Genomic DNA, 25,739 nt, shown 5'->3' with positions numbered 1-25,739 from the left:
CCAATTACTGCCGAATGGATACGCCAAAGCTAGTCGCGCTGGACTCGGTTCAATTTTTGTAGCCCAGGAAGGGCGCCTAAATGAGCAACCACTTGGTTGACGCCGACTTGGTAAATGTCCCTGGCTGTAGCCTCAGCTGGCGGCTTCATAAATAGGTTGAACTCATGCCATTTCAGGTTTTTGCACAGCTCTCTGATCTTGTCATCTGCGAACGAGGCAGAAACCTTGTGCGCAAATTCATTCCTGATCTTCCCGATGGTCTTGATGTCTTTGTAGACCAACTCATGAATAACGCCGAGCAGATAGAGCAGGCGGGCTCTGGCTACAAGGCCATTGAGTGGGCCAGCCTCACCAATCAGGCTTTTCACTTCGGAGCGATCATCCAGAAAAGTCGCAACCAGGATGTCTCCCAGTAGGCTCTCGATATACGCGCAGCCAACAATGGCTATCTCTCGATCATTGTCGTGCCCGTAGTCGAATGCCTGAGAAAACTCCGCAAGTTTTGCGAAGTCGGCGATCAAGTCGTCACGTTGCGAGCTCATGCCCCTGGCCCCAACACATAGTGGCTGCCACGCTTTTCACCTTGCAGAATCAAGCGATTTTCATCGCGAAGCTTTGTTAGCAACTCCTTTGCCTGCTCAGCAGATAGACGGCAAAGCCCCATTACTTCGGCGCGCTTAATCGAACCATGCTGGCGAACGTAGCTCAGCACCATCTGCTCATGCTGAATCGGTGCAAAGCCTGCCTGGCGGGTATAGGCGGCTTTGTCCCCCACGGCCTGGTACAGGCTGGCCGATAGGGTGTAGCTGCGCCCTCGGGTAGAGCCGTGGGCTTCCACCAAGCCGGCTTCGGTCAGAGCTTCCAAGGTGCGTTTGGCGCTGGTGGTATCGCGCTGGATCTGCACGGCCAACTCATCAGCCGTGACACGCTTACTTTCGCGCAGGGCGGCCAGGGCGATCAGACTGTCGATGGGCAGCTCGGTGTTGGTAGCACGTTCGTGCTCGACCACCAGGCGGCGGAAGTCCAGGTCCGCCTCGGCGGTGGGTAGGCGCAGTACCACGCTCTGGGCGGTGGTGTAGCTGTAGTCCGGGGCTGGGCGGCCAAACTTGAGCATGCCGCGAAAGATCTTGTCCACGCCGCGCCCGGAGCGTTCGACCACGCCAATGCGTTTCATGGCGTCCGCCAGGGTGGGGTTGCGTGGGCGCGGCTCGGTGACCAGCAGGTTAGCCAGGGTTACGCCATCGACCAGCCCGCCGGGGTTGCTGACCACCAACGCCTCGTCCTCAAGGCGCACATGCACGGCACCGAGACGGTGATAGTCGCGGTGGATCAGGGCGTTGGCCACCGCTTCGCGAAAGGCGCCCATATCGACCTTGGGCACCGGCACGCGGAACAGGCCGACTTGCAGCTCGTCCTCCGGGTTATACGGGCGGAAGTTGGTTTCCAGCCAGTCCAGCGCCTTGAGCAACGGGAAGCGGCGGAATTCGTTGAAGCGCACTGCCTGCTGGGCCAGCACCTGGAAGGCGAATTCGTGGGTGGGTACCCACTGGCGTAGCGAGGTTTCCCGGCCAACCAGCAGCAGGCCGGTCAGGGTCGGCACGCGCGAACCATCCGGCTGGCGTGCGGTAAGTGTCAGTGCACCGTCGAGCGCTTCGTCATCCAATTCGAGCAGCACGCGGTCACCGCCGTACTGCTGCACGGCCTGGCGCAGGCGCTCGCGCTCCAACGGGTCAAGGTCTGCCAGAGTGGCACCGGCCACCGGCTGAGCCGACACGTCGATCAGACCAAAACTGGAGGCGCGGCTGGCCCGCTCGTGGGGCAGCATGGCTACGCATTCGGGCGTACCGTCGTGCTTCACGCGGCGGCGTAGGTAAACGCCACTGGTGGTGGCTACCTCACCGTGCGCCTTGGGTACATGGATGCGCGCCACGGTCACGCCGTCCACCTCCACCGCCTCGGCTTGTACGGATAACGATGGCGACGTGCGAGCCGCCACCATGCCGGCCATCCCTTCCAATAGGCGATGCTCGGCATGCAGGCCGGTGGGCGTGCCATCGTCCTCGACGCCCAGCCATAACTCGCCGCCTTCGGCATTGGCCAGACAGACCAGTGCCTCGATCAGGTCGGTGTCGGACAGCTTCTTGCGGTCGCTCTTGAACTCGACGGTGAGGGTTTCGCGGGGCGGCAGATGCGGGGTCATGTCAGGCTCCCGTTTGTGCAGCAGGCTGCTGCACAGATTCCAGCAGCGGAGTGACGCGCACGCGGCCGGTGAGTAGGTCGTCCATCAGGCCAGCTTTTTTTGCAGTGAGCTTCTCACGTGAGGTTTCTTCAAGCTGAATCCGTGATTGCATAGCAGTCAGTCGATCCAAAACCCGCTCCTGCTCTTTGAACGGCGGTAGTCCTATCAGAAGGTTCCGAACATCACGCAATGTAACCTTGGGCCGAGTTACGCCAGCAGTGATCTGCTCGACTTGCTTGGCGACGGCTGAAGAGTTGATGAACATCGACATCCAGTCAGGGCAGATACGATCCGTACATGGCCGCAGACGAACTATGTCTGCAGTTACGATTCCGCTGGGCATAGATTCTGGGTAGACGGCGGCCACACATGGTGGAAAGCCCATCTTTGTGGCAACGACATCACCCGCGCGGACCTCATGCGCCGCCAAAGCCTGTGCCTTGCTGGCACTTACGAAGACGTTACTCTTCCACACGAATTGATCCGGTTTAACGTCCCGCACAAAGATCACTGGCACCCCAGAGTCGCGGTAGTCGGCAGCAACAAGATCACTGCCGAATGGTCCGATCACTGAGTTGGATGTCAGGTTGATAATGGGCTCAACCTCCCACTCCCTCGGAATCCACCCCAGCGGCGATTCCTTGTAGAGCTGCGGTGCTTCGCTCTGTGGCGGGCGCAGTTCGCCGCTAGCGTCGATGCCGCGGGACAGCAGGTCGTGCAGCAGGCCCTGTTTGACGGCCTTGAGCTTGTCGATCAGCGCCTCGGTTTCGCGGATGGCGGTGTCGAGGGTGTCGAGGATTTGGGCGATGACAGGCTGGGCCGCTTGAGGCGCCAGTGGCACGGGAATATTCAGATAGTCCTGAATACGGATGCCCTTCACCGTAGAGCCAACGGCCCTGCCCTCGGCAAGCGGCTGGATGTATTGAATTAGTTTCAACAAGTACTCGGCGGATACACCCGAGGCAGGAAAAAGCGCCTTCACGTCCTGATTGATCGCCATGGGGATCACCGGCAACGCAGCCCTGCCGACTGCCATCCGAGTGCAGACCAGCGGCGTTTGTGCAGGAATCAGGTTGCTGGCACTGGCATGAAGGCCTGCAGAGGAAATGTGCTCCTCGGTGTCCTGAATCACGCCCTTCTGCTCAGGGAAGTCCTTGACTGAGGCCCAGGGGATTTCCCCTTTCCAGTAGGACGGCACCTGCCGTGGGGGCGTCCCGCCGCCAATATGCCGTTCTACTGCGTCCCCTAAAGGACGCTGCTCATACAGAGTCTCAGACATACCCCAACCCCTTCAGGAACTCCTGCAACGCCTCTGCCGCCGCATCGCGCTTCTGTCCGATCTCGTTCAGCGTCACCCGGTACTTATCCCACCAGTTCTCGAAGGCGGCAACGATCTGCTTGCGCTGCGCGGCGACATAGCGCTCGACGATGGCCTGCATGTCGTTGTGCAGGATGGTCAGCAACAGCTCGGCGGCTTGCTGCTCGTCCAGACCATCAACGGCCTTGTTCAGGTGGCTGGCGAAGTTGTCCTTCTGGGTTTTGAGCTGCTTCTTCACCTTGGCCAGATCGGCTTTCCAGGCCTTGAGCTGGGCTTCGTCAACGGCGTTTTCCTCGTCATCGCCGGCTTCCGCCTCGCTTTCCACCTCGTCACCCTCCGCCCCCTTGGCTGGGGTAGCGGCCTTGAGTTGGCTTTCAAGTTCGGCTTTCTCCGCTTCCAGCTCGGCCAGCCCGGCGACGAAATCGCCGAGCAGGAACTTGACCAGCTTGTGTTCCAGCGGGCTATGCTTGCTGGCCTTGTCTTCCAGGGCGGTGACCACGCTGGTACGCCAGGCATCCATCACGCCGCTGCTGCCACGTGCCATCAGACCGAGGAAATCATATTTACTCTGGTACCAGAAGCCGGCAACGATACCGCGCACCTGAAAAGGATCGAGCAGGCCGATGCGCTCCAGCGTTTCGCTGAAGCTGGCCAGCAGCTCGCTGCGTAGATCAACCAGCGCGGCGCTGTCGTCGAGTTTCCCAGCCAGGGCGGTGATGCGCGGGCTGTGCTCGCTCCACCACGCCTCGAAGGCGGCGCGTATCGAGGCTTCCTTGATCTGCAAACCTGCGTTGCCTTCGATGGCGGGTTTGAGATCGGCGCGGCGGGTTAGCTCGCTGCGGAAGTCGAAATACTGCGCATCGCGCTCGGCGAACAGATCCAGCGGGTCGAGGCCGTGGGCGGTGAACAGTACGGCCTTGGCCTGCACCTCGGCCTTGGGCACGCCGCCGAGCAGGTGAGCGCGCACGTCGTGGGGTTCGGGCGGCGGTGCGTTGTCCACATAACGGCGGATGTTCAGGTTGTAGTCGTTTTCGCGCAGGGTAGCGATGTCCACCACGTCGCTGAGACCGTCGATCTGGCGGAATTCGTCAAAAGCAGTGGAGATTTTCTCGATGTGTTCGGGCAGCAGGAAGTTCTGCGCCCGACCCTCGAAGTATTCACGGTCGGCGTTGATAAACAGCACCTTGCCCTGGCGCGCGACCGGCTTACTGCTGACGCGGTTGGCGCCGTCCTGTTTCTGCTGACGCAGAATCAATATGCAGGCGGGGATGCCGGTTCCGTAGAACAGATTCGCCGGCAGGCCGATGACTGCTTCGAGCAGGTCTTCTTCGATGATGCCGGCGCGGATGCCCTTCTCCTCGCCGCCGCGGAATAGCACCCCATGGGGCAGTACGGTGGCGACCATGCCTTCATCGCGGCACACGGCAAGCATGTGCTGGAGAAACATCAGGTCGGCTTTCTTGGAGCCCAGTGACACCTCGCCGAAACGGAAGCGCTCCTCACGGAACGCCGGATTCCAGGCCAGGCTGCCATCCGGGCTTTTTTCGGTATGGCCCCAGTTGATGGAAAACGGTGGGTTGGTGAGAATGCGGTCGAAGCGGCGCAGCTCGCCGCCTTCGATATGCCGGGGATCGGCCAGGGTGTCTTCATTCTCCAGCCAGGCGGTACTGATGCCGTGCAGCAGCATGTTCATCTGTGCGATGGACCAGACAGTACCGTTGTATTCCTGACCAAACAGGTTGGCCTTGCGGCCGTCTTCGCCGTGCTCGTCGATATATTCCTTGGCGGCGATCAGCATGCCGCCGGAGCCGCAGCATGGGTCATACACGTCATGGGCCAGGGTCGGCTTGAGCAGGTTGACCATCAGCCGCACCACCGAGCGTGGGGTGTAGAACTCGCCACCTTTCTTACCGGCAGAGTCGGCGAATTCAGCAATCAGGTACTCGTAGGCCGCACCCAGCAGGTCGGGAAACTCGAAATCGCTGTTGCGCAGCCGGACCTCGCCGAAATGCGTGATGAGCTGACGCAGCTTCTGATCAGAAATCTTGCTCTGGCCGACCTTGCGGGTGAAGTCGATGTGCTCCAACACGCCTTCCAGGGACGCATTGCTTTCCTCGATCCCGGCCAACGCCTTATTCAGCAGGTCGCCGACATTGAGGTGCGCTTCGTTGACCAGGTGGCTGAAACGTGATTGTTGGGGAACCCAAAAACCGCCGTCGCGCTTGTACCAGCGCGGGCTGGATGCTGAGACATAGGCATCAGCCCGACTCTTTCCAGCCTTCAGTTCTTGGTCAACCACTTGCTCATAGCGCTCCTCGAATACGTCGGAGCAGCGCTTCAGAAACAGCATGCCGAAGATGTATTCCTTGAACTCGGACGCGTCCATCTTGCCGCGCAGAATGTCGGCGGCCTTGAACAGATGGCGTTCCAATTGTTGCAGCGTGAGGGGCATTACGTGGTTCCTTGTGGGCATCCATCGTGGATGCCTGTCCTGTAGATATGATTACTTCAGATTCTAACCTAGATAGAGCGGAGGTATCGCTATGCTGCGGATTTGATGGTTCGCCAACAGTGATTTTGGAATAAACGAACCGGCAATCAGTCAGCACCCTGACGTATGCTCGGTGATTGCACGGCGGATGGGCGAGCGCTAGGAGCGCTTCTGGATCCAGGCGGCGACAGTAATCGCGATTTTGATACTTAGTGTGAGATTGTCGTTTCCTTAGGATGGCTTGGCCCAGAACTTCACATAGAGGAAACAACCATGCTGCCAACCAGCAATCAACTGCCGACGCTAGGCTACCTGCACAAAGTCGTGTGTGACTGTCTGGGGCTATGGACAAGCGACAACCAGGACGTCACCTTCAACGTAACCGCCACGGAGAAAGATCGACGCGCAGCGTTGCGGAAGGCTTTCCAATCGATAAAAAAAGACGATGGATTGTATGGAGCTCTCGACGACCTGGTCGCGGTGACTACCCAGCTTGCTCCGAAGGATGCGCAGAAGGTCAAGAAATGAATCGCCCCTAGTTTCGTAGACACCTCCAGGCCTTATAATCAAGGCACCCAGGAGGTCCCATGAGCAACTCACGCTACACCGAAGAATTCAAAATTGAAGCCGTCAAACAGGTGGCTGACCGAGGCCACTCTGTTGCCGAGGTCGCCGCCCGATTGGGCGTGTCAGGGCACAGCCTTTATCAGTGGATCAAGCGCTACTCCAAGCCCACGGAGCAGCGGCAGCAGGACGATGAGCTTCAGGCCGAGATTCGTCGATTGAAGTCCGAACTGAAACGCGTATCCGAAGAGCGAGATATATTAAAAAAGGCCACCGCGTACTTCGCCAGAGAGTCCGATTGAGGTACGCGTTTATTCAGAGCCAAGTGGACCTGTACCCCGTGCGCCGCCTGTGCAAAATGATGACTGTGCACCCTAGCGGTTACTACGCCTGGTGCCGCAACAAGCTGTCTGATCGGGCTCGTGAAGATCAGCGGTTGTTAGGCCAGATTAAACACTCATGGCTGGAAAGCGGCGGCGTGTATGGCTATCGAAAAATCCACCTGGATCTTCGTGAAGCTGGTGAGGCTTGCGGCAAACACAGGGTAGCCCGCCTCATGCGCTGCGAGGGATTGCGCTCACAGACAGGTTATCGCCGCCGCCCTGGTCATTACGGTGGGAAGCCTGCGATAGTCTCACCCAATCACTTGGATCGCCAGTTCGATGTATCAGCGCCCAATGTTGCCTGGGTGACAGACATAACTTACATCCGCACCTACGAAGGTTGGTTGTATTTGTCCGTGGTTATCGACTTGTTCTCGCGTCAGGTCGTCGGCTGGTCGATGAAGCCGCGCATGACGTCTGACTTGGCGCTAGACGCGCTGTTAGCCGCGGTGTGGCGTCGCAAACCGCAAGGCTGTGTCATGGTTCATTCGGATCAAGGCAGTCAGTTTAGCAGTGGAGACTGGCAGAGCTTCCTGAAAGCGAATCACCTGGTGGGTAGCATGAGCCGTCGCGGGAACTGCCATGACAACGCAGTCGCTGAAAGCTTCTTTCAGTTACTCAAACGGGAGCGGATCAAGCGGCAGATCTATCCAACACGCGAGGCTGCAAGGCAGGACGTGTTCAATTACATTGAGATGTTTTATAACCCAAGGCGCCGACACGGCACGAGTGGTGACATGTCACCGATCGAGTTCGAAAAGCGCCACTATCAGAGTCTGGCGAGTGTCTAGAATACTGGGGGCGATTCAGTTCTCTAGTTATGTTATTCCGGTAGAGGGATCGCCCAAGCTATGGGTCATCACTGAAGGAGACCGCAGCGTAACGACCTTGTTGTTGCCTTCCGATTATTAGCGATCAGCGCATGTGAGCAAGACCTAAGCTTGATTGAATCGTACCGGGTTTTATGGAGGCCATTTCGTTTAAGTCAGGCCGCCATGGTCTGACCGGATTGTTGCTGGTAGAAGTTTGCCTCAGCTTCTGCCGGGGGTATATACCCAATCGAGCTCAGCAACCGCTGGTGGTTGTACCAGTGAACCCATTTCAAAGTGGCGATTTCCACGGCTTCGCGACTACGCCAGGATTGCCGATAGATCAGCTCCGCTTTGTATAACCCGTTGATGGTTTCAGCCAAAGCGTTGTCATAGCTATCGCCTTTGCTGCCTACAGAGGGCTCTATGCCGGCCTCAGCGAGACGCTCGGTGTATCGGATGGAGACGTATTGGCTACCCCTGTCGCTATGGTGTATCAGGCCGTCCATGCGGCTCGGCTGTCGAGCGTGCAGCGCTTGCTCCAGGGCATCCAGAACGAAGTCTGTTCGCATGCTGTTGCTCACCCGCCAGCCAACGATACGCCGGGCAAATACATCGACCACGAAGGCGACGTAGAGCCAGCCTTGCCACGTTGAAACATAAGTAAAGTCGGACACCCATAGCTGATTGGGTCGATCCGCATGGAACTGGCGTTGGACCCTATCCAGCGGACAAATCGCGTTCTCATTCGGGATGGTGGTGCGGATCACATGACCGCGACGAACGCCCTGCAGGCCCAGTTGACGCATCAGCCGCTGTACCGTGCAGCGAGCAATATCAATGCCCTCACGCTTGAGTTGCTTCCAGACTTTCACGACGCCATAGCACTGCATATTGTCATCCCAGACTCGCTGGATTTTATCGCTCAACAGCTCGTCCTGTTTGGCACGAGCGCTTCGCAGTTCGGGTTGACGGGCTTTGGCTGCATGCACGTAATAACCGGACGGAGCGATCTGGATTACCCGACAGATCGACTCGACTCCGTAGCGGTCACGGTACTCGTCAACGAAGGCGTTCAGGGTTTGTTGCGGCGGTCGAGCTCCGCCTGGGCAAAATACGCACTGGCCAGGCGCAGAATCTCGTTCGCTTTGCGCAGTTCCCGGTTCTCGCGTTCCAGAGCCTTGATGCGTTCTCGTTCCTCGGTCGTCTGGCCGGGGCGGTGGCCAATATCAGTGCGTATCCAGCCATGCAGCGTCTGGGGGACACAGCCGATCTTGGGCGCAATGGATTCGATGGCTGCCCATTCGGAGGGGTAGTCCTTCAGGTTCTCCAGAACCATGCGCACAGCACGTTCACGGACTTCAGGGGAATAGCTATTAGATTTCTTCATGCCTCATTCTCTCAAGAGTTGAGGCCTCCACGAAACCCGGTGCGATTCAGTTGAAGCATGTCGACATCAAATATGCGCTCGAGCTCCTTTACCACGCGTTGAGTGGCTTTTTCTCTTCGAGATTCAATGTAATCTAGAAACAGCTCTTGGAACGTACCGTGCACCGCTTCAATTTGTTCAAGGCGCTGGCGTTCCTCGGCAGCCCGTTCAAGTGCTTTCTGTCGCTCGGCTTCCTCTTCCCGTTGGCTAGTCAGGTACGCTTTAACATCACCGTGGGTCGTCGCTATGCGAGCATACTGGGTGGCCATGTCCCGTAGTTCAGGGAGGCTGAATCCGGGATCCCTGGGATAGCGGCGATAAGCTCCTAACTTGATAAGCTTTTGCTTGCCATTGACGTGATAGCGGTAGTAGCAGACAGGGGGATTAGCATTGGGGCGCTTGAAAAGCAGTGCGCCATTACCCCGGCCAGGCAGACTCTCCACCAGTGGCGCAGATTTAGGCTGCATGCCCCGCACTTTTTGGTCGTTTACAACTTTCGGTTTGTTCGTTTTCAATGATACTTCCTGATAGCTTGGTCACAGCTTTGGTCACAGCTTCTCGCTGGACTCTCAGGAAACCACAGAAACGCAGAGATACAAGTTGATGCCTTAAGCCCTTGTAGCACGGGCCTTACAGGGAAGAAATGATGGTTTGGGAAACATCCAGAAACAGAGAAACGACCCGCTTGTAATCAGTAGGTCCCGAGTTCGACTCTTGGTGCCGGCACCACGAATAGAAAGGCCCGCAGAAATGCGGGCCTTTTTCGTTTCTACGCAGCTTATCTGCTGCTGGCCCACTCCTTGCTTCTCCTCTTTTACCAAATCGGCATTTCCTGCCAGATCGAGGAGTACAGCATGATCTCAAGTCGTGAAGAAGTAACCCACCTGATAATCGCCGCGAAGGTACGCAAAGGCCTGCAATGGAGGCACGCCGCCGAAGCTGTGGGCTTATCGAAGGAGTTTGTGACCGCAGGTTGCCTTGGCCAGATGACCTTTGATAAGAGGCAGGCGGAGGTGCTGGGTAAGCTGTTCGAATTGCCTGACGAGGCGGTAGCTTGGCTGCAGATTGTGCCCTATAAAGGTTCACTGCCCAGTGCAGTGCCCACTGATCCACTCATCTATCGCTGGTACGAGATCGTCAGCGTGTATGGCACCACCATCAAGGAGCTTATTCACGAGGAGTTCGGTGACGGCATCATGAGTGCGATCGATTTTTCCATGGATATTCAACGCCAGGCTGATCCCAAAGGTGACCGGGTCAATGTAGTGCTGTCAGGCAAGTTTCTGCCTTACAAGAGCTACTGACTATCGATCGGCAGGTGGAAGCGCCCCTCGATTGCGGGGCGCTTGTGAGGGGCGCATCTAAACAGTTGGACCGCGCTGGCCGCAGGCGAAAGCGCTAGAGGCGATAGAGTCCTGTCACAGACAAGTCGTGTTGCCATCTTGAGCTAGCTTTCGAGCTGCCCCGGCAATTTCCTCTGCCAGCTTTCCGATCGAGCGTTGGTGAGCCTGCACCAGGCTGGCAACTTCGGTGGTGGCCGGCTCGTTGATTTGGCTTGCGCAGGTCAGGGCACGCTGTTTCTGGCTATTCTTGAGTTCCAGACTCCAGACCACATCCAGTGCGGTATGGCTGCCTGGCAAGGAGTCGAATCGGCGCACATCGGTGCGTATGCTCATGACAGGGCGTTCGGGATTGGCCGGCAGACCCGCCAGATCGCGGACGCCCAGCCGGTGTTCCAGCGCGAACGCCAGGGCGTCATGGAACTCATCTGCCGGTGGCGAGGCCCAGAGGGCCGTTTCCAGAATGCTCAGCTGTCCATCGCTTTCGCGCACGATCAGACTGGGTTGATCGACCTGCATGGGGATACGCACCGGCATCAGCTGCAGCTGAAACTCAACCGATGGGGCATTGGCAGCGGCTTCAGCTGGCTGCGTCGGGATGAGTGTGTGGTACCGCATGGGTGTTGAACTGCAGGCGCTCAGCGCCAACAGGCTACCCAGAACCAGTAGCCTGCGGGGTGCTAACAGACAGGAACGCAGGATCATTGTTGAGGCTCCATATTAAGCTCGCGTGAAGTGGCGCTGCCCTTGAAGCTGGCGGGCGCCTCGGCGTTGCCGCGGCCGCGGATAAGGGATTCAGGATGGCGGCTCAGGTAGTCCGTCAGCACGCGTACCGAGCGCATTGCCCGCTGTGCTTCCTCCAGGGCATCACCCACTTGCTGGCGCTGGGGTGATCCGTCTGCCATCGCCTGATTGGCTGATTCAAGTGTCTGCTCTGAACGTTCCAGTGTGCGTTGCAGCTGGGGCAGCACGCCGTTGTTGACCTGCTCCATGGTCTTGCGCAGTTCACTCAGACTACCGTCGATATTGTTCGCCATGGATTCGAAGGGTACTTTGCTGAGCTTGTCCACCACGGCCTGCAGCTGTTCCTGCAGTTTGTCAAAGCTGCCGGGAATGGTCGGGATGACCAGCGGTTGGGCATGGGGATCGAACACCACCTCGGCGGCGCGGCTGTCAAAATCCAGAGAGATGTACAGCTGGCCGGTCAGCAGGTTTCCGGTCCGAGCCTGCGCACGCAAGCCATTCTCGACTAACGAGCGGATCAAATGTGCGCTGCGTTCTTCATCGTCACCTTCAATCAGAGCGAGCAGCTTGTCATTCGCTGTGCCCAGGCGGTTGGGGTAGATAAGGGCGCCCACCACCACCGGGAAGCTTTTCCTCTGCTCATCGTAATCAAGATTGACTGATACCACTCGGCCAATGGGTACGCCGAGAAACTCCACGGGTGCATCGACGTTCAGTCCGCGCAACGTCTGGTCGAAACGCATCTGTACGAAGCGCGCCGGCCCGTCATCGCGTGCCATCGCCTGGGCCATATCGTTGAATAGCGCGAATTCGCTTTCCTCGATGGCAGGCTCGGTGTCGGTGCTGTAAGCAGGTGCGCGAAAGGCTATCCCCCCGGCAAGGATCGATGACAGCGATTGGGTATTGACCTTGAAGCCGTCGGCGGCGAGGGAGACATCCACACCGCTGGCATTCCAGAAGCGCGTGTCCTCGGTAACAAAGTCATCATAGGGAGCATTGACGAATATCTGCACCGACACACCCGTGCCATCTTCACTCAGCGCGTAGGAAACCACCTGGCCGACGGGAATGCGGCGGTAATACACGGGTGAGCCGATGCCCAGCGAACCGAGATCACTGGTACGCAAGATGAACTGCTTGCCCTCCACGCCGAAAGTCACCGGCGGTGGCGCTTCCAGACCTATGAACTCGCGGCGGGTGTCAGTGGCATCGCCTGGGTCCGCACCGATGAAAGAGCCGGACAGCAAGGTATCCACACCCGAGACGCCGCTGGCGCCGATGCGCGGGCGGACCACCCAGAACTGAGCGTCTTCTCGTACGAAGGCGTCGGTGTTCTGATCCAGCTCTATGGTGGCGAGTACTCGAGTCTGATCCACGCTCAAGGTAATACCGGTCACCCGACCGATAACCACGTTCTTGTATTTGACCTGGGTCTTGTTGGCTTCCAGCCCCTCAGCCGTTAGAAAACTGACAGTGATCTGTGGGCCGGCGGAGAGCCAGTTCTGGAGGACCATGGACAGCCCCACCAGTGCCGCCACGATAGGGACCAGCCAGATAAGCGAAATGCGCACACGGCGTTGTCTGATTTCCGGCTCGCCGGGAGCGGGTCGGGAGGAGCTGTGGTAGGTGTTATCTGACATCGTTTTTCTCTGCATCCCAAATCAATCGCGGATCGAAAGTCATTGAAGCCATCATCGTCAACACAACGACCAGGCCGAAGAACAGAATGCCCATGCGCGGCTCTATGGTGCTCAGTGCACGGAACTGCACCAGTGCCGCCACCAGGGCAACCACCAGTACGTCAAGCATCGACCAGTAGCCGATGGTCTCGATAAAACGGTACAGCCGCGCCCGCTCGCGCATCGCCCAGCGAGAGCGGCGCTGCACGGTGATCAGCAGCAACCCGAGCACGAAGAACTTGATGCAGGGCACCACGACGCTGGCTATGAAAATAAGCAGAGCTATATCCCATGAGCCGCCGCGCCAGAATTCGATGACACCACTCAAGATGGTGCTCTCACTGCCGTTGCCGAACATGTCGGTATACATCACCGGCAGCAGGTTGGCTGGCAGATACAGAATCAGCGCGCCGATCAACAGCGCCCAGGTACGGACAATGCTATTGGGTTTGCGTGCATGCAGCCCTGACCAGCAACGCGGGCACTGCTCATCATCGAGTTGGCAGGTGTTGCCGCAGTCGTGGCACAACTGCAGCCCCAGTTCTGCCGCATAGGGAGGCAGACTCATTGCGGAGCGACTTCCAGCTCGTCCCATAACTCACGCACATCGCGTCCGCCGATCAGGATGATCAGCACCGTCAGCATGGACATCGCCCACAAGCCGATGCCGGGGTGAACCTCGAGCATGCCGGCCAATTTGATGATGGCTACCAGAATACCGAGCAGGCAGACCTCCAGCATGCTCCAGGGGCGCAAGTGCTCAAGGGTGCGCATGCATATGCGAAATCCCGGCGCCATACGCCCACGGCGTGCGTAAATCAGTACCCAGGCGAGCAGAATGATCTGCAAGGCCGGCGCGAAGATGATGCTGAGACCCGTGACCAGAGCAATCAGGGTGATCCGGCCCTGGGCCAGTGCTTCGACGGTGGACCACAGTGTGGCGTCATTACTCAGCCCTTGCATGCTGATACCCATGATGGGAAAGGTATTGGCGAACACAAACAGGATGGCCGCTGCAAAAGTCAAAGCCAGCAGCTGATCGGTGCTCAGGCGCCTGCCGCGATCCAGCAAGGCGCCGCAACGGCGACAGTGGGCCGTTTGCTTAAGGGCGAGGGCAGGGCGTTGGTATACCGAATCGCAATGCTCGCAAATGACCAACTTCTGCTGGCTCGTCTCAGCCCCAGGCATAGACTTCCATACTCTTTTTTCATGGCGGCGTATCCTTGCTGTGATCATCGTACGATCATCGCAAGGGCAATGGTTTGCGGGTAGGTTACCACTCTCCGAGTGCTGCGGTGTCTGCATGACGCGGCATCGCATGACACCAGACCCGCCTTCGCAAATGTCTATATTGCCGATTGAATGGTTGCTCTGATCTACAGGACATATCTAACGAGCGAAGCTGTACATGGTGCGGGGGGGGTGGCTGGACTAGCCGATTGGACTTTTCCTGGGGCTGGAAAAGCTCAAGGGAGCTTTCGCTCCCTTTAAATGCTTTTTATTTTTGTTTTGTGAGCTGTTTCTTGTTCTTTTTGGCGAGGTGGCATTGCCACACCGTTGAGCCCATCTGGGCTTCCTAAAGCAAGCGGATTGCTTTGGACGCTCAGGAAACGGCAGTGGTCAGGTTTGACATCGGATCCGGTGGGTTGCTTGAGCAACTTTTTATTCTTCTCGGTTCCAATCGAGCATATTGCTCGCTTGCGGATATTTCCCATTCTCCAAAAAAATCAGTTTGCTGCACTCGTACGTTTTGTTTTTGTTATGTGTAGAGCTGAATCTTGTTTTTGTTATGGGTCTTGCTGGTTTCGGTTTTTATTTTTGTTGTACGTATAACAAAGCAGTTGTCGTGCCAAGTTATTCGTTTCCTTTAATATCAATGGGTTGGGTGGTTGTGCGCGATTTCGTGGCAGGTGGGCGAAGCGAGAGTGTTACCGTTCTCCCCGTTAAGTGTTACCGCTACCTGGTGGGGTAGCAGTTTGCCGGGTAACAGTTGTCAGGTAACACTTTTCCAGGGGTGGGCAGAGGTTGGCGGTTTGATTGTGGGGGGGGCCGAGACTCAGCCCGCGGCCGAGCGTACCGTCTTGTGTACAGTCTCGGCCATGCGCTGCAGGCGCGGCAGATAATCATCCAGCAACACCTCGATTGGCACCCGCGCGGCGTTGGTACTGATGTTGATCGCGCCGAGTAGATCGCCATTGCCTGCGAACACCGGGGTTGCCACCGAGCGTAACCCCAGGTCCAGCTCCTGATCGACGATGGAGTAGCCCTGTTGTCCGACCTTGGTGATCTCCGCCCGCAGCGCGGCCATGTCGATCAGCGAATGCGGCGTGTGCGGCTGGAGTTTGACCTGGGTCAGCAGCTTGTCGAGTTGCGCATCTGCCAGCTGAGCCAGCAACACCCGACCCATGGAGGTATAGGCTGCCGGTAGCCGGGTGCCGACCGACAGGGTGATCGCCATCAACCGGTGCGGTGCAGCCGAGCGCACCACGTAGACCACATCAGCACCATCCAGCACGCTCAGTGACGATGACTCGCCTATCTCGGCGGTGATGTCCTGCAGATAGTGCTGGATGACAGCGCGGTACTGATTGGACGCCTGGAAAGCATGTCCCAACTCCAGCACCCGCGGAGTCAGTTCGAAATCCCGACCGCTGCGCCTGACATAGCCGAGCGCCTCCAGGGTCAGCAGAAAACGCCGCGCCTTGGCGCGGTCCATGTCGGTCCGGCTGGCCATCTCGGTGAGGGTCATGCGCGGGTGCTCGGCGTCAAAGGCTTTCAGGATTAACAGCCCGGATGCCAGCGCAGCGACATAATCCCGGTCACCGGGTTGAAGTTTGTTATCCATAACGGTTTCTCCTGAAATGAATGAGGTGAGCCGATATTAACATTGTTCGCATGCCGAACAATGTCTCGTTATTTTGCATAAGACCAAAGACGGTGTTGACTGAGGGAAATCAATTGCGCCATTATGTTCGCATATAAAACTTTAGTTCGCACTGCGAACATAAATCATAACATCGATGGAGACATGTGATGGCTGAGTTCCTCTCTCTGCGGGATGCGGTGAAAAAGTATATTCATGACGGTGACACCGTCGCGATGGAAGGTTTCACTCATCTGATCCCGTTCGCTGCTGGCCATGAAATGATTCGTCAGAAAAAGCGCGATCTGACGCTCATCCGCATGACTCCGGATTTGGTGTATGACCAATTGATCGGCGCTGGCTGCGTAAAGAAGTTGATCTTCTCCTGGGGTGGCAACCCCGGCGTCGGCTCGCTGCACCGCATGCGTGATGCGGTCCAGAAAGAGTGGCCGTGTAGTCTGGAGCTTGTCGAGCATAGCCATGCGGCCATGGCTAACGCCTATGAAGCCGGCGCGTCCGGTCTGCCATTGGCAGTACTGCGCGGCTACATCGGCAGTGACCTGCCCAAGGTCAACGACGAGATCAAGTTCATTGAATGCCCCTTCACGGGTGAGCGGCTGGCGGCAATACCGTCGATCCGTCCCGATGTTGCAGTGATCCATGCACAGCGCGCCGACCGCAAAGGCAACGTGCTGGTGGAAGGTATCGTTGGCGTGCAGAAGGAAGCCGTTCTGGCGGCCAAGCACAGCATCGTTACGGTGGAAGAGATCGTTGATGACCTCGGTGCAACGGTTAATGCCTGTGTATTGCCATCCTGGGCCATCAGCGCCATTGCAGTGGCCGAGAAGGGCGCTGCACCGTCCTACGCGCTGGGTTACTACGATCGTGACAACGCCTTCTATAAAGAGTGGGATGCCATCGCGCGTGATCGTGATCTGTTCCAGGCGTGGCTGAAAGATAACGTATTCGAGAATGGAGCAGCCTGAGATGACTACTGAATTCACCTCCTCGGAAATGATGAGCGTCACCGCTGCACGAGCGCTGACCAATGACATGACCTGCTTTGTCGGTATCGGCCTGCCCAGTGAGGCGGCCAACCTGGCCCGTCTGACCCACGCGCCAGACATCACCCTGATCTATGAATCCGGCACGCTGCAGACCAAGCCAGACGTGCTGCCGCTGTCCATTGGTGACGGCGAGCTGTGCGCATCGGCTCTGACTACCGTGTCGGTACCGGAAATGTTCCGCTATTGGCTGCAAGGCGGTCATATCAGCGTCGGCTTTCTCGGCACGGCGCAGATCGACCGCTATGCCAACCTGAACACCACGCTGATCGGTGACTACCGCAATCCGCAGGTACGCCTGCCCGGCGGTGGCGGCGCACCTGAAATCGCCACCAACGCCAAGGAAGTCTTCATCACCGTCAAGCACTCCAAGCGTACCTTCGTGAAGGACGTGGACTTCATCACCACCGTTGGCTTTGGTCGTGATGGCAAGGCGCGGGACAACGTGCCGAACATCGGTCGTGGCCCGACCGTGGTGATTACCGACCTGTGTATCCTCAAGCCTGACGCCGCCAGCAAGGAGCTGGTAGTCACCTCGCTGCACCCGGGCGTGACCCGCGAGCAGGTAATCGAGGCGACTGGCTGGGAGATCCGCTTTGCCGACACACTGGAAACCACCCCAGTACCGACCGAGCAGGAACTGACTGTGCTGCGTGCACTGAAAGCACGCACCGCCGCACACCACGCCGGTCAATAACACAAGTCGAGGTCAGTGATGAGTAACGTTTATCTGTGTAACCCGCGCCGTTCGGCCATCGGCCGTTTCGGTGGCACCCTGTCAACTGTGCGCCCCGATGATTTGGCAGCTCAGGTCATCAAAGCGGTACTGGAACAGACTCCGGATCTGGACCCGGCCGCCATCGAAGAGGTCATGCTCGGCTGCGCCAACCAGGCCGGCGAAGACAACCGCAACGTCGCCCGCATGTCGGCGCTGCTGGCCGGTTTGCCGACCAGCGTCCCCGGCACCACGTTGAACCGTTTGTGCGGTTCGGGCATGGACGCGGTAGGTACTGCTTTCCGCGCCATTCGTGCCGGTGAAATGGAGCTGGTACTGGCCGGTGGGGTCGAGTCGATGTCCCGCGCACCCTATGTCATGGGCAAGGCCGACAGCGCCTTCAGTCGCGGCCAGAAGATCGAAGACACCACCATCGGCTGGCGCTTCGTCAACCCGCTGATGAAAAAGCAGTACGGCATCGACTCCATGCCGGAAACCGCGGAAAACGTCGCCGAGCAGTTCAATATCTCCCGTGAAGACCAGGACCTGTTCGCCCTGCGCTCACAGGAAAAGACCGCCAAGGCCCAGGCCGACGGCGTGTTCGATGAAGAGATCGTCGCCGTCGAAATCCCGCGCCGCAAGCAGGAACCGCTGATCTTCGACAAGGACGAGCACCCCCGCGCCTCCAGCCTGGACAAGCTCGCTGCACTGAAAGCGCCTTTCCGTGAGAACGGCAGCATCACCGCCGGCAACGCCTCCGGCGTCAACGACGGCGCCGCCGCCATGCTGGTCGCCAGCGAAGCCGCAGTACAGAAGCACGGCCTCAAGCCGGTCGCCAAGGTGCTGGGCATGGCCACCGCCGGTGTCGAGCCGCGCATCATGGGCATCGGGCCGGTACCGGCCACCCGCAAACTGCTGCACAAACATGGCTTGAGCATTGATGACATCGACGTCATCGAACTCAACGAAGCCTTCGCCGCACAGGGCCTGGCGGTCATGCGCGAACTGGGCATCGCCGACGACGACGCCCGGGTCAACCCCAACGGCGGCGCCATCGCTCTTGGTCACCCACTGGGCATGTCCGGCGCCCGCCTGTTGATGACCGCCGCGCTGCAACTGCAACGCACCGGCGGCCGCTACGCCATCTGCACCATGTGTGTAGGTGTGGGACAGGGGATTGCTACGCTCATCGAGCGCGTCTAACCCTCCCCCAGCAGTCCGCCCCAGTGGTGGACTGCTACCCATCCCCACAATGCACACATTGTCTTCCTCGCCTCCCGGCAACCCCGCGCATCCAGCACCGTCTCGCTACAGCAGCCTGGGAGTTTATGCCCCGCCTGCGACAGCGAGCTGTTGCGCCGCAAACAGTGCTCTAGTCTGGTTGCTTCACCTGTAGGACGCGCCGCCTCGCGGCGACGGCGTGCGAAGCGCGACCCGGACAGCTCAGGCCTGCTGCAGAACCCGTAATGACGTCAGCCAGAAAGCCGGAGCGGCTCTTTTGCTCTGGATGGTGCTTCACATAATCATCTATTCGCGACAGGAGATACTCCGGTAAGGTCGCATTGAAGCGGACAGCCTTACCCAGATAGGGGGTTATATCGAAATCGACAAGCGCCCACACACCGCCAGCAAAGTCCGGGTTCAGCGCATGAGCGTCAATTTCACTTGGCTGCGGTAGCGGCTCGCCATCTGCAAGCAAACCTTCAAAATGCAGTGCCAGCGCGTCCTGAATGTTATCGAGTGCCTCGGAGATGCGCTACTTCATACCATCCATGCTCTACAAGCAGGGCAATTGTCTGCCTGCTGCGCGTCAAGATCTCCTTATGGTGTTTTCAGCTAGATATACACACAGGTTCAAAGTCAGCCCTGCAGCCAATCAAGAGTGATGGAAAATAAGCGATGTCACCGAGGCGCCTAAATTGTGGCGCACCTGAAATGATGCCAAATGGCTTTATTGTGATGTCCTTCCATGCATAATGGATCCAGCCCCTGTAGTAAGGACTGTAGTGTGATCCGGGAGGAGCAATGGAAGCGACAGACTATCGAACGTTGAAACAGCGACAGCACTCCGAGCGTGATGATTACCATCGCAGTTTGGCCCTGCGCGGACAGCGCCTTGAGCTGGCTGAATCGGGGGCAACGACCGTTGATCGACAGCGCTGATTATTACGACACCCATTCAGAGCAGTTCTACCGGGATACGGTGGGCGTGAACATGGACGCGCTCTACGCACGCTTTCTACAGCATGTGCCGGTAGGGAAACCCATACTGGATGCAGGCTGCGGTTCGGGACGCGATGCGACGGCGTTTAAAGGATTGGGCTACCCCGTGGGAGCTTTTGATGCCAGCGAAGCTATGGCGATAAAGGCTAGTGAGTTGCTTGGCCAGTCCGTTGCGGTCCAAATGTTTGAGCAGTTTAAAGAAACTCCCCGTTACGGCGGCATATGGGCCTGCGCCAGTTTGCTGCACGTGCCAGAAACTAAGCTGCCAGAGGCGTTTTCTCGTTTGTGGGAAGCGCTGCTGGGCGGGGGCGTTCTTTACTGCAGCTTCAAGTGTAGTGGTCAACTGATTCCGGACACAGTTTTAAGTTTTTCTTCGGCCACCGCCGGAGCGAGCCCGCCATTGAAGGCGTGGGGACGCTTCTGGTTGTAGTACCCCATCAGGTAGTTGCTGATATCCTTCCGGGCAGCTGCCAGGCTGTGATACCCCATCGGCGGTATCCATTCCGTTTTCAGACTGCGGAACAGCCGCTCCATAGGAGCATTATCCCAGCAGTTGCCTCGACGACTCATGCTTTGCACCATACGGAAGCGCCACAGCCTCTGCCGGAACTTGCGACTTGCATACTGTGATCCTTGGTCAGAATGGAACATCACCCCATGAGGGCGCCCACGCTGCTCCCACGCATGCTCCAAGGCCTGTACCACCAAGTCCGCATCAGCGGTGTCAGACATGGCCCAGCCGACGACGCGACGGGCATACAGGTCCAGTACCACCGCCAGATAACTCCAGCGCTGCCCGGTCCAGATATAGGTGATATCACCGCACCAGACCTGATCTGGTTGCGCCACATCGAACTCCCGGTCCAAACGGTTGGGGATATCTAGCCGCTCCACGGTGGCCTGCTTGTACTTATGGGGGCCTGGTTGCTTACAAATCAGGCCAAGCTCTCCCATCAAACGGCGCACCTTGAAGCGGCCGATGCCGACGCCTTGATCGTTCAGCATGTCCTTGATGGTGCGGCTACCTGCCGAGCTGCGGCTTTTGTTGAACAGCTCGTTAATCTGGGCCCTCAGGGCTACACGCTCAGCATCCACACGCTGTATCCTCTGGCGGTGTTCGTAGTAACAGGAACGGTTGATATCAAAGGCTGCGCACACCATGTCAACGGGGGCCTGCTCTCTCAACTGGTCAATCAGCGTGTACGTTTCCAGTCGTCCGACATCAAGAGAGCGGTAGCCTTTTTTAGGATGGTCTTCTCCATCTCCAGCCGCCGGCACCGCTCTTCCAACTCCTGAATGCGCTGCTGCTCTGGTGTCATGGCTTTGCCTTTAGGGGTGACACCCTGCCGCTCCTCAGTGAGCTGTTTAACCCACTTGCGCAGGACGCTTTCAACCACGCCCAGCGATGTGCTGGCTTGGGTAATGCTGTAGCCTTGGTCCAGCACCAGGCTGGCTGCTTCCTGTTTGAATTCAGGGGTAAAAGTACGTCGCTTTCTTGTCATCGAACACCTCTCAATGGCGAGTATTGTCGCCTAGTTGGTGTCCGGTTTCATTAGACCACTACATAGTATGGTGATGGGGAGCGGGTCAAAGATGAGCGTTTTTTTACCGATGCCAACGAGCAGCGAGTGCAGCAGTGGACGCAACACCTTATAGGCTGCGTTGAGCAGGAGTCCTGGCTTACGGAAGACCAGCGTCCGGGGCGAGTAGAGCAGTGGTTCAACCTTTTGCTGTTTAAGGCTGCGGTGGAATGACCAAGAAACTGATTGTCGGTGGTACTGAAAACCCATTCTTACCGCACTTGTGTGCATCAATACATGAAGCCGATGAAATTGAGATGGCCGTGGCTTTTGTTAAAAGCACTGGGCTACGGCTTCTCATGCCTGATTTGCTTGATGCTCTGACCCGGACGGAAGGGCCATCTGCCGCAAATATTCGAATTATTACCAGTGACTACCTTGGCGTCACCGATCCCGAAGCATTACGCCTCCTGATGTTGCTGCAAGAGCAGGGTGCAGAAATAAAAGTGTATGAAGCCGCGAGTAGTAGCTTCCATATGAAAGCCTACTTATTTGCCGGCGGCTCGCTAGAAAGTCCGTCTTGGGGTAGAGCTTTTATCGGTTCTAGTAACATCAGTCGGCAGGCTTTACAGCACGGTCTGGAGTGGAATTATCGAGTTGATTATCCGGGCGACGATGGTTATCTGGAATCACGAGGCCGCTTTGAAGAGCTGTTTCACAACCCCAGAGCGGTGCCCTTAACCGACACCTGGATCGATGATTATGAAAGACGGCGGGTTCAGCCACTGCAACCAGTGGAGGCCGGTAGCAATGAAAGTGATCCGCCGCCCACACCAACGCCGATTCAGGATGAGGCACTGCAAGCCCTGATAGCAACACGTGAAGAAGGCTATACGCGGGGCTTAGTGGTTCTTGCAACGGGCTTAGGAAAAACCTGGTTGTCTGCTTTCGATGTTGTTCAGATGGGTGCGAGGCGGGTGCTGTTTGTCGCTCATCGGGAAGAAATACTAAATCAGGCGGCCGCCACCTTTGCTCGTATCAGGCCTTCTGCATGGATTGGTTTCTATCAGGGGCAGCAGCGGGATACGCAGGTGGATGTGCTCTGCGCATCTGTGCAAACGCTGGGCAAGGTTGAGCATTTGGAGCGCTTTAAACCACAGCATTTTGATTACATCGTCATCGATGAATTCCACCATGCGTCAGCTCCGACCTATCATCGATTGCTGAGCTACTTTGCTCCTTCCTTTATGTTGGGGCTTACGGCCACCCCCGATCGTACTGATTGAATCGTACCGGGTTTTATGGAGGCCATTTCGTTTAAGTCAGGCCGCCATGGTCTGACCGGATTGTTGCTGGTAGAAGTTTGCCTCAGCTTCTGCCGGGGGTATATACCCAATCGAGCTCAGCAACCGCTGGTGGTTGTACCAGTGAACCCATTTCAAAGTGGCGATTTCCACGGCTTCGCGACTACGCCAGGATTGCCGATAGATCAGCTCCGCTTTGTATAACCCGTTGATGGTTTCAGCCAAAGCGTTGTCATAGCTATCGCCTTTGCTGCCTACAGAGGGCTCTATGCCGGCCTCAGCGAGACGCTCGGTGTATCGGATGGAGACGTATTGGCTACCCCTGTCGCTATGGTGTATCAGGCCGTCCATGCGGCTCGGCTGTCGAGCGTGCAGCGCTTGCTCCAGGGCATCCAGAACGAAGTCTGTTCGCATGCTGTTGCTCACCCGCCAGCCAACGATACGCCGGGCAAATACATCGACCACGAAGGCGACGTAGAGCCAGCCTTGCCACGTTGAAACATAAGTAAAGTCGGACACCCATAGCTGATTGGGTCGATCCGCATGGAACTGGCGTTGGACCCTATCCAGCGGACAAATCGCGTTCTCATTCGGGATGGTGGTGCGGATCACATGACCGCGACGAACGCCCTGCAGGCCCAGTTGACGCATCAGCCGCTGTACCGTGCAGCGAGCAATATCAATGCCCTCACGCTTGAGTTGCTTCCAGACTTTCACGACGCCATAGCACTGCATATTGTCATCCCAGACTCGCTGGATTTTATCGCTCAACAGCTCGTCCTGTTTGGCACGAGCGCTTCGCAGTTCGGGTTGACGGGCTTTGGCTGCATGCACGTAATAACCGGACGGAGCGATCTGGATTACCCGACAGATCGACTCGACTCCGTAGCGGTCACGGTACTCGTCAACGAAGGCGTTCAGGGTTTGTTGCGGCGGTCGAGCTCCGCCTGGGCAAAATACGCACTGGCCAGGCGCAGAATCTCGTTCGCTTTGCGCAGTTCCCGGTTCTCGCGTTCCAGAGCCTTGATGCGTTCTCGTTCCTCGGTCGTCTGGCCGGGGCGGTGGCCAATATCAGTGCGTATCCAGCCATGCAGCGTCTGGGGGACACAGCCGATCTTGGGCGCAATGGATTCGATGGCTGCCCATTCGGAGGGGTAGTCCTTCAGGTTCTCCAGAACCATGCGCACAGCACGTTCACGGACTTCAGGGGAATAGCTATTAGATTTCTTCATGCCTCATTCTCTCAAGAGTTGAGGCCTCCACGAAACCCGGTGCGATTCAGATAGCGCAAATATCTTGTCGTTATGCGATGACAATCTTGTATACGAGAGCAATTTATTTGCTGGGGTGTCTGCCAAGTTATTGGTGCCATTTCACTACTTTGGCATTTTTGATGACGATGTGGACTACCAAAGCATCCCTTGGCGCAACGGGCGGTTTGACCCCGAGCTACTGAATAATAAGCTGGCTACTCTAGGTCGGGCACGTCATGCCTTAAGCACCTGGCGGGATCGTGCGCAGACAAGGACATTGGCCTTTTGCGTATCGACTCGGCACGCCGATTTTATGGCAGATTACTTCAGCAGACAGGGAGTGAAAGCCGCCGCGGTATACGCTAGCTCTCAATTGTCCCGTGGTGAGGCATTAGATCAGCTAACCAGCGGTGAACTAGAGGTGCTTTTTTCGGTTGACCTGTTCAACGAAGGCGTCGATTTGCCGGCTATCGATACCGTAATGATGCTGCGCCCCACAGAGTCAAAAATCCTTTTCCTTCAACAGTTAGGGCGAGGGTTGCGCAAGGCGGCAGAGAAAGAAAAGCTGGTTGTTCTGGACTTCGTTGCTAACCACAAAAGCTTCTTACACAAGCCTATGGCGCTGATGGGGCAGTCCATGACATATAAGGGGCTGGCAGCGTTTGCTAATGCTGTCGAACGGCAAAACCTGGATCTGCCTGAAGGTTGCTACGTTAACTATGACCTGCAGTTTATTGACTTCCTCAAGTCGCTCGATAGCGGCAGTGTGGAGAGCGATTATCGGGCGTTGAGTGACTCGCTTGGCCGACGCCCCACGTTGACGGAGTTTTATCACTCTGGGGTTAGCCTGACTGGTATGCGCAGGCAATATGGCAACTGGTTTGGCTTGTTGGCAGAGCTTGAGCATGACTCTGTCCCAGAGTGAGAAAGAGCTGATTGCCAAGCACTTGGATTTCTTACGAGAAGTCGAAGTAACTTCGATGACGAAAAGCTACAAGGCAGTGTTGTTGGAGGCGTTTCAGGAACTGGATGGCTGGCAACAGGCACCGCACGTTGAGGCGCTGGCCGAGCGCTCCTGGCAGGTCTTGCAGCGTAGACGAACGCTTCAAGCTGACTTGCCGGAAGACTACCAAAACGCTGTTTTTTGCCCGCCTGGCTGGTTGACTTACTGGAAGAAAAACCCAATAGCTGCATGGACTGGTGGGCGGTTCTTTGCCGTAGAGGATGGACGGTTTATTGGTCTGGCAAATATCGCAGAAGCCGATTTACTGACCTTCTCGGAGATGGTGCAGGAGCTGGTCGATTTCCGCTTGGCCACCTATGTCGCTCGGATAGGGGTAACCAGCGCGGTTGTTACTCCTATCACTTCCCGTCCAGACAAAGTGGAGTTGCCCTACTTTCCGAGTCTGAAAATCGCTTGCGGCCACTTTAAGTCAGCCGATGCAGGTGAGCCGGAGTACCGGAAGGTGCATTCTGGTATCGGGCAGCTAGACTCTGAAAGACACTTCATTGCTCATGCTGCAGGCAACTCCATGAATGGAGGCAAGTCACCCATCCATGATGGTGATTATTTGCTGTGTGAAGTGATTAGCCCTTCGAGTGCCGGCAAGCTTACCGGGGAGATTTTGGCGATTGAGCGTCAAGATGCGGCCGGCGATAACCAGTATTTGCTGCGTAAAGTACTAAGGAAGGTCTGAAATACCGGCCATATGGGCGGCGATTATGACCTCGACTCACAAAAAAAACATTTCAGGAACGATTTCATCGCCCTCAGTCGCGTTTTCAGCGCGTTGCAGCCCCT

General features: G+C 57.3%; 23 protein-coding genes, 2 pseudogenes and 2 other annotated features. Of the genes and pseudogenes, 11 read left to right on the top strand and 14 right to left on the bottom strand.

All coding sequences use genetic code 11. From position 1 onward, the window contains the following. Nucleotides 1–29: 29 nt before the first annotated feature. Genes BLU11_RS14250 through BLU11_RS14235 form a run of 4 tightly spaced genes read right to left on the bottom strand, consistent with a single transcriptional unit; the run spans nt 30 to nt 6,009 of the window. Nucleotides 30–542 (bottom strand): MltR family transcriptional regulator, encoded by a 513-nt coding sequence (locus BLU11_RS14250; RefSeq protein ID WP_090274487.1) that lies wholly within the window; start codon nt 540–542, stop codon nt 30–32. Further along, on the bottom strand, nt 539–2,200 hold the full coding sequence (locus tag BLU11_RS14245) for a DNA glycosylase AlkZ-like family protein (RefSeq protein WP_090274485.1): 1,662 nt from the start codon (nt 2,198–2,200) through the stop codon (nt 539–541). The genes BLU11_RS14250 and BLU11_RS14245 overlap by 4 nt, the downstream gene beginning before the upstream one ends. A 1-nt stretch (nt 2,201) precedes the next feature. Then, a complete protein-coding gene (locus BLU11_RS14240; RefSeq protein WP_090274483.1) occupies nt 2,202–3,518 on the bottom strand; it encodes a restriction endonuclease subunit S in 1,317 nt (438 codons plus the stop codon). Further along, nucleotides 3,511–6,009, bottom strand: coding sequence for a type I restriction-modification system subunit M (locus BLU11_RS14235; protein WP_090274480.1), 2,499 nt, complete (start codon nt 6,007–6,009; stop codon nt 3,511–3,513). The genes BLU11_RS14240 and BLU11_RS14235 overlap by 8 nt, the downstream gene beginning before the upstream one ends. Nucleotides 6,010–6,321: 312 nt before the next feature. Here BLU11_RS14235 and BLU11_RS14230 point away from each other — a divergent pair, with 312 nt between their 5' ends. The 3 genes and pseudogenes from BLU11_RS14230 to BLU11_RS19870 all read left to right on the top strand — a co-directional run. Then, nucleotides 6,322–6,576: a hypothetical protein gene (locus BLU11_RS14230; protein ID WP_090274478.1), complete on the top strand. Its 255-nt coding sequence runs from the start codon at nt 6,322–6,324 to the stop codon at nt 6,574–6,576. A gap of 59 nt (nt 6,577–6,635) precedes the next feature. Next, a protein-coding gene (locus tag BLU11_RS14225; protein WP_090274475.1) for an IS3 family transposase occupies nt 6,636–7,786 on the top strand; the annotation gives its coding sequence in 2 pieces (ribosomal slippage) (nt 6,636–6,873 and nt 6,873–7,786; 1,152 coding nt in all). Nucleotides 7,787–7,805: 19 nt separating this feature from the next. Beyond that, a pseudogene (locus BLU11_RS19870) lies at nt 7,806–7,907 on the top strand (plasmid related protein); the annotation flags it as partial. A gap of 73 nt (nt 7,908–7,980) precedes the next feature. Here the strand turns inward: BLU11_RS19870 and BLU11_RS14220 are convergent. Further along, nucleotides 7,981–9,194 (bottom strand): IS3 family transposase gene (locus BLU11_RS14220; protein WP_090272669.1). Its coding sequence is split into 2 segments (ribosomal slippage): nt 7,981–8,918 and nt 8,918–9,194, totalling 1,215 coding nucleotides; the frame shifts between segments, so codons are not numbered across the junction. Then, nucleotides 8,809–8,925: a sequence feature (AL1L pseudoknot), on the bottom strand. (Overlaps the previous gene by 117 nt.) Before the next feature lie 11 nt (nt 9,195–9,205). Continuing rightward, nucleotides 9,206–9,748, bottom strand: coding sequence for an Arm DNA-binding domain-containing protein (locus tag BLU11_RS14215; protein ID WP_090274473.1), 543 nt, complete (start codon nt 9,746–9,748; stop codon nt 9,206–9,208). A 339-nt stretch (nt 9,749–10,087) separates the two neighbouring features. On the opposite strand from BLU11_RS14215, the gene cynS reads away from it, so the two are divergent. Beyond that, entirely contained in the window at nt 10,088–10,537 is a 450-nt protein-coding gene (gene cynS, locus BLU11_RS14210; protein ID WP_090274471.1) for a cyanase, read from the top strand. 114 nt (nt 10,538–10,651) lie between these two features. Here cynS and BLU11_RS14205 read toward each other — a convergent pair whose 3' ends face one another. From BLU11_RS14205 to BLU11_RS14185, 5 genes are all read right to left on the bottom strand, one after another. Beyond that, the gene (locus tag BLU11_RS14205) at nt 10,652–11,278 is read right to left on the bottom strand and encodes a PqiC family protein (RefSeq protein WP_090274469.1); all 627 of its coding nucleotides are present in this window, start codon (nt 11,276–11,278) and stop codon (nt 10,652–10,654) included. Then, nucleotides 11,275–12,957: a PqiB family protein gene (locus tag BLU11_RS14200; protein ID WP_090274467.1), complete on the bottom strand. Its 1,683-nt coding sequence runs from the start codon at nt 12,955–12,957 to the stop codon at nt 11,275–11,277. The genes BLU11_RS14205 and BLU11_RS14200 overlap by 4 nt, the downstream gene beginning before the upstream one ends. After that, entirely contained in the window at nt 12,947–13,564 is a 618-nt protein-coding gene (locus tag BLU11_RS14195) for a paraquat-inducible protein A (RefSeq protein WP_090274464.1), read from the bottom strand. Before BLU11_RS14195 ends, BLU11_RS14200 begins: the two co-directional genes overlap by 11 nt. After that, nucleotides 13,561–14,184 (bottom strand): paraquat-inducible protein A, encoded by a 624-nt coding sequence (locus tag BLU11_RS14190; RefSeq protein WP_090274462.1) that lies wholly within the window; start codon nt 14,182–14,184, stop codon nt 13,561–13,563. Before BLU11_RS14190 ends, BLU11_RS14195 begins: the two co-directional genes overlap by 4 nt. Before the next feature lie 868 nt (nt 14,185–15,052). Next, complete coding sequence (locus BLU11_RS14185; protein WP_090274460.1) at nt 15,053–15,841, bottom strand: IclR family transcriptional regulator domain-containing protein; 789 nt, start codon at nt 15,839–15,841, stop codon at nt 15,053–15,055. A gap of 188 nt (nt 15,842–16,029) precedes the next feature. On the opposite strand from BLU11_RS14185, the gene BLU11_RS14180 reads away from it, so the two are divergent. From BLU11_RS14180 to pcaF, 3 genes are read left to right on the top strand one after another with little or no spacing between them, the layout of a single operon-like run. Then, the gene (locus BLU11_RS14180) at nt 16,030–16,845 is read left to right on the top strand and encodes a CoA transferase subunit A (protein ID WP_090274458.1); all 816 of its coding nucleotides are present in this window, start codon (nt 16,030–16,032) and stop codon (nt 16,843–16,845) included. 1 nt (nt 16,846) lies between these two features. After that, nucleotides 16,847–17,620: a CoA-transferase subunit beta gene (locus tag BLU11_RS14175; RefSeq protein WP_090274456.1), complete on the top strand. Its 774-nt coding sequence runs from the start codon at nt 16,847–16,849 to the stop codon at nt 17,618–17,620. 18 nt (nt 17,621–17,638) lie between these two features. Next, the gene (gene pcaF / locus BLU11_RS14170; protein ID WP_090274454.1) at nt 17,639–18,841 is read left to right on the top strand and encodes a 3-oxoadipyl-CoA thiolase; all 1,203 of its coding nucleotides are present in this window, start codon (nt 17,639–17,641) and stop codon (nt 18,839–18,841) included. Nucleotides 18,842–19,112: 271 nt separating this feature from the next. Here the strand turns inward: pcaF and BLU11_RS14165 are convergent. After that, a pseudogene (locus tag BLU11_RS14165) lies at nt 19,113–19,391 on the bottom strand (type II toxin-antitoxin system HicB family antitoxin); the annotation flags it as partial. 363 nt (nt 19,392–19,754) lie between these two features. Here BLU11_RS14165 and BLU11_RS14160 point away from each other — a divergent pair. Next, the gene (locus BLU11_RS14160; RefSeq protein WP_157718683.1) at nt 19,755–20,291 is read left to right on the top strand and encodes a class I SAM-dependent DNA methyltransferase; all 537 of its coding nucleotides are present in this window, start codon (nt 19,755–19,757) and stop codon (nt 20,289–20,291) included. Here BLU11_RS14160 and BLU11_RS14155 read toward each other — a convergent pair. Continuing rightward, nucleotides 20,201–21,363, bottom strand: a protein-coding gene (locus tag BLU11_RS14155; RefSeq protein WP_090272001.1) for an IS3 family transposase whose coding sequence is annotated in 2 segments (ribosomal slippage) — nt 20,201–21,108 and nt 21,108–21,363 — 1,164 coding nt in all. Because the reading frame shifts where the segments join, the coding sequence is not laid out codon by codon here. The two genes, BLU11_RS14160 and BLU11_RS14155, sit on opposite strands and share 91 nt — an antisense overlap. A gap of 248 nt (nt 21,364–21,611) precedes the next feature. Between BLU11_RS14155 and BLU11_RS14150 the strand changes: the two genes are divergently transcribed. After that, entirely contained in the window at nt 21,612–22,667 is a 1,056-nt protein-coding gene (locus BLU11_RS14150; protein WP_197674202.1) for a DEAD/DEAH box helicase family protein, read from the top strand. A 36-nt stretch (nt 22,668–22,703) separates the two neighbouring features. On the opposite strand, the gene BLU11_RS14145 is transcribed toward BLU11_RS14150, so the two are convergent. Then, nucleotides 22,704–23,917, bottom strand: a protein-coding gene (locus BLU11_RS14145) for an IS3 family transposase (protein WP_090272669.1) whose coding sequence is annotated in 2 segments (ribosomal slippage) — nt 22,704–23,641 and nt 23,641–23,917 — 1,215 coding nt in all. Because the reading frame shifts where the segments join, the coding sequence is not laid out codon by codon here. Continuing rightward, nucleotides 23,532–23,648: a sequence feature (AL1L pseudoknot), on the bottom strand. It overlaps the preceding gene by 117 nt. A gap of 64 nt (nt 23,918–23,981) precedes the next feature. On the opposite strand from BLU11_RS14145, the gene BLU11_RS19445 reads away from it, so the two are divergent. Continuing rightward, nucleotides 23,982–24,863: a DEAD/DEAH box helicase gene (locus BLU11_RS19445; protein WP_197674201.1), complete on the top strand. Its 882-nt coding sequence runs from the start codon at nt 23,982–23,984 to the stop codon at nt 24,861–24,863. Continuing rightward, on the top strand, nt 24,844–25,635 hold the full coding sequence (locus BLU11_RS19440) for a S24/S26 family peptidase (RefSeq protein ID WP_197674200.1): 792 nt from the start codon (nt 24,844–24,846) through the stop codon (nt 25,633–25,635). The genes BLU11_RS19445 and BLU11_RS19440 overlap by 20 nt, the downstream gene beginning before the upstream one ends. Nucleotides 25,636–25,739: the final 104 nt, after the last annotated feature.

The organism is Halopseudomonas litoralis (assembly GCF_900105005.1).
Taxonomy (GTDB): domain Bacteria; phylum Pseudomonadota; class Gammaproteobacteria; order Pseudomonadales; family Pseudomonadaceae; genus Halopseudomonas; species Halopseudomonas litoralis.
Note: the sequence above shows the minus strand (reverse complement) of the source record. Positions and strands in the feature narration are given on the sequence as shown.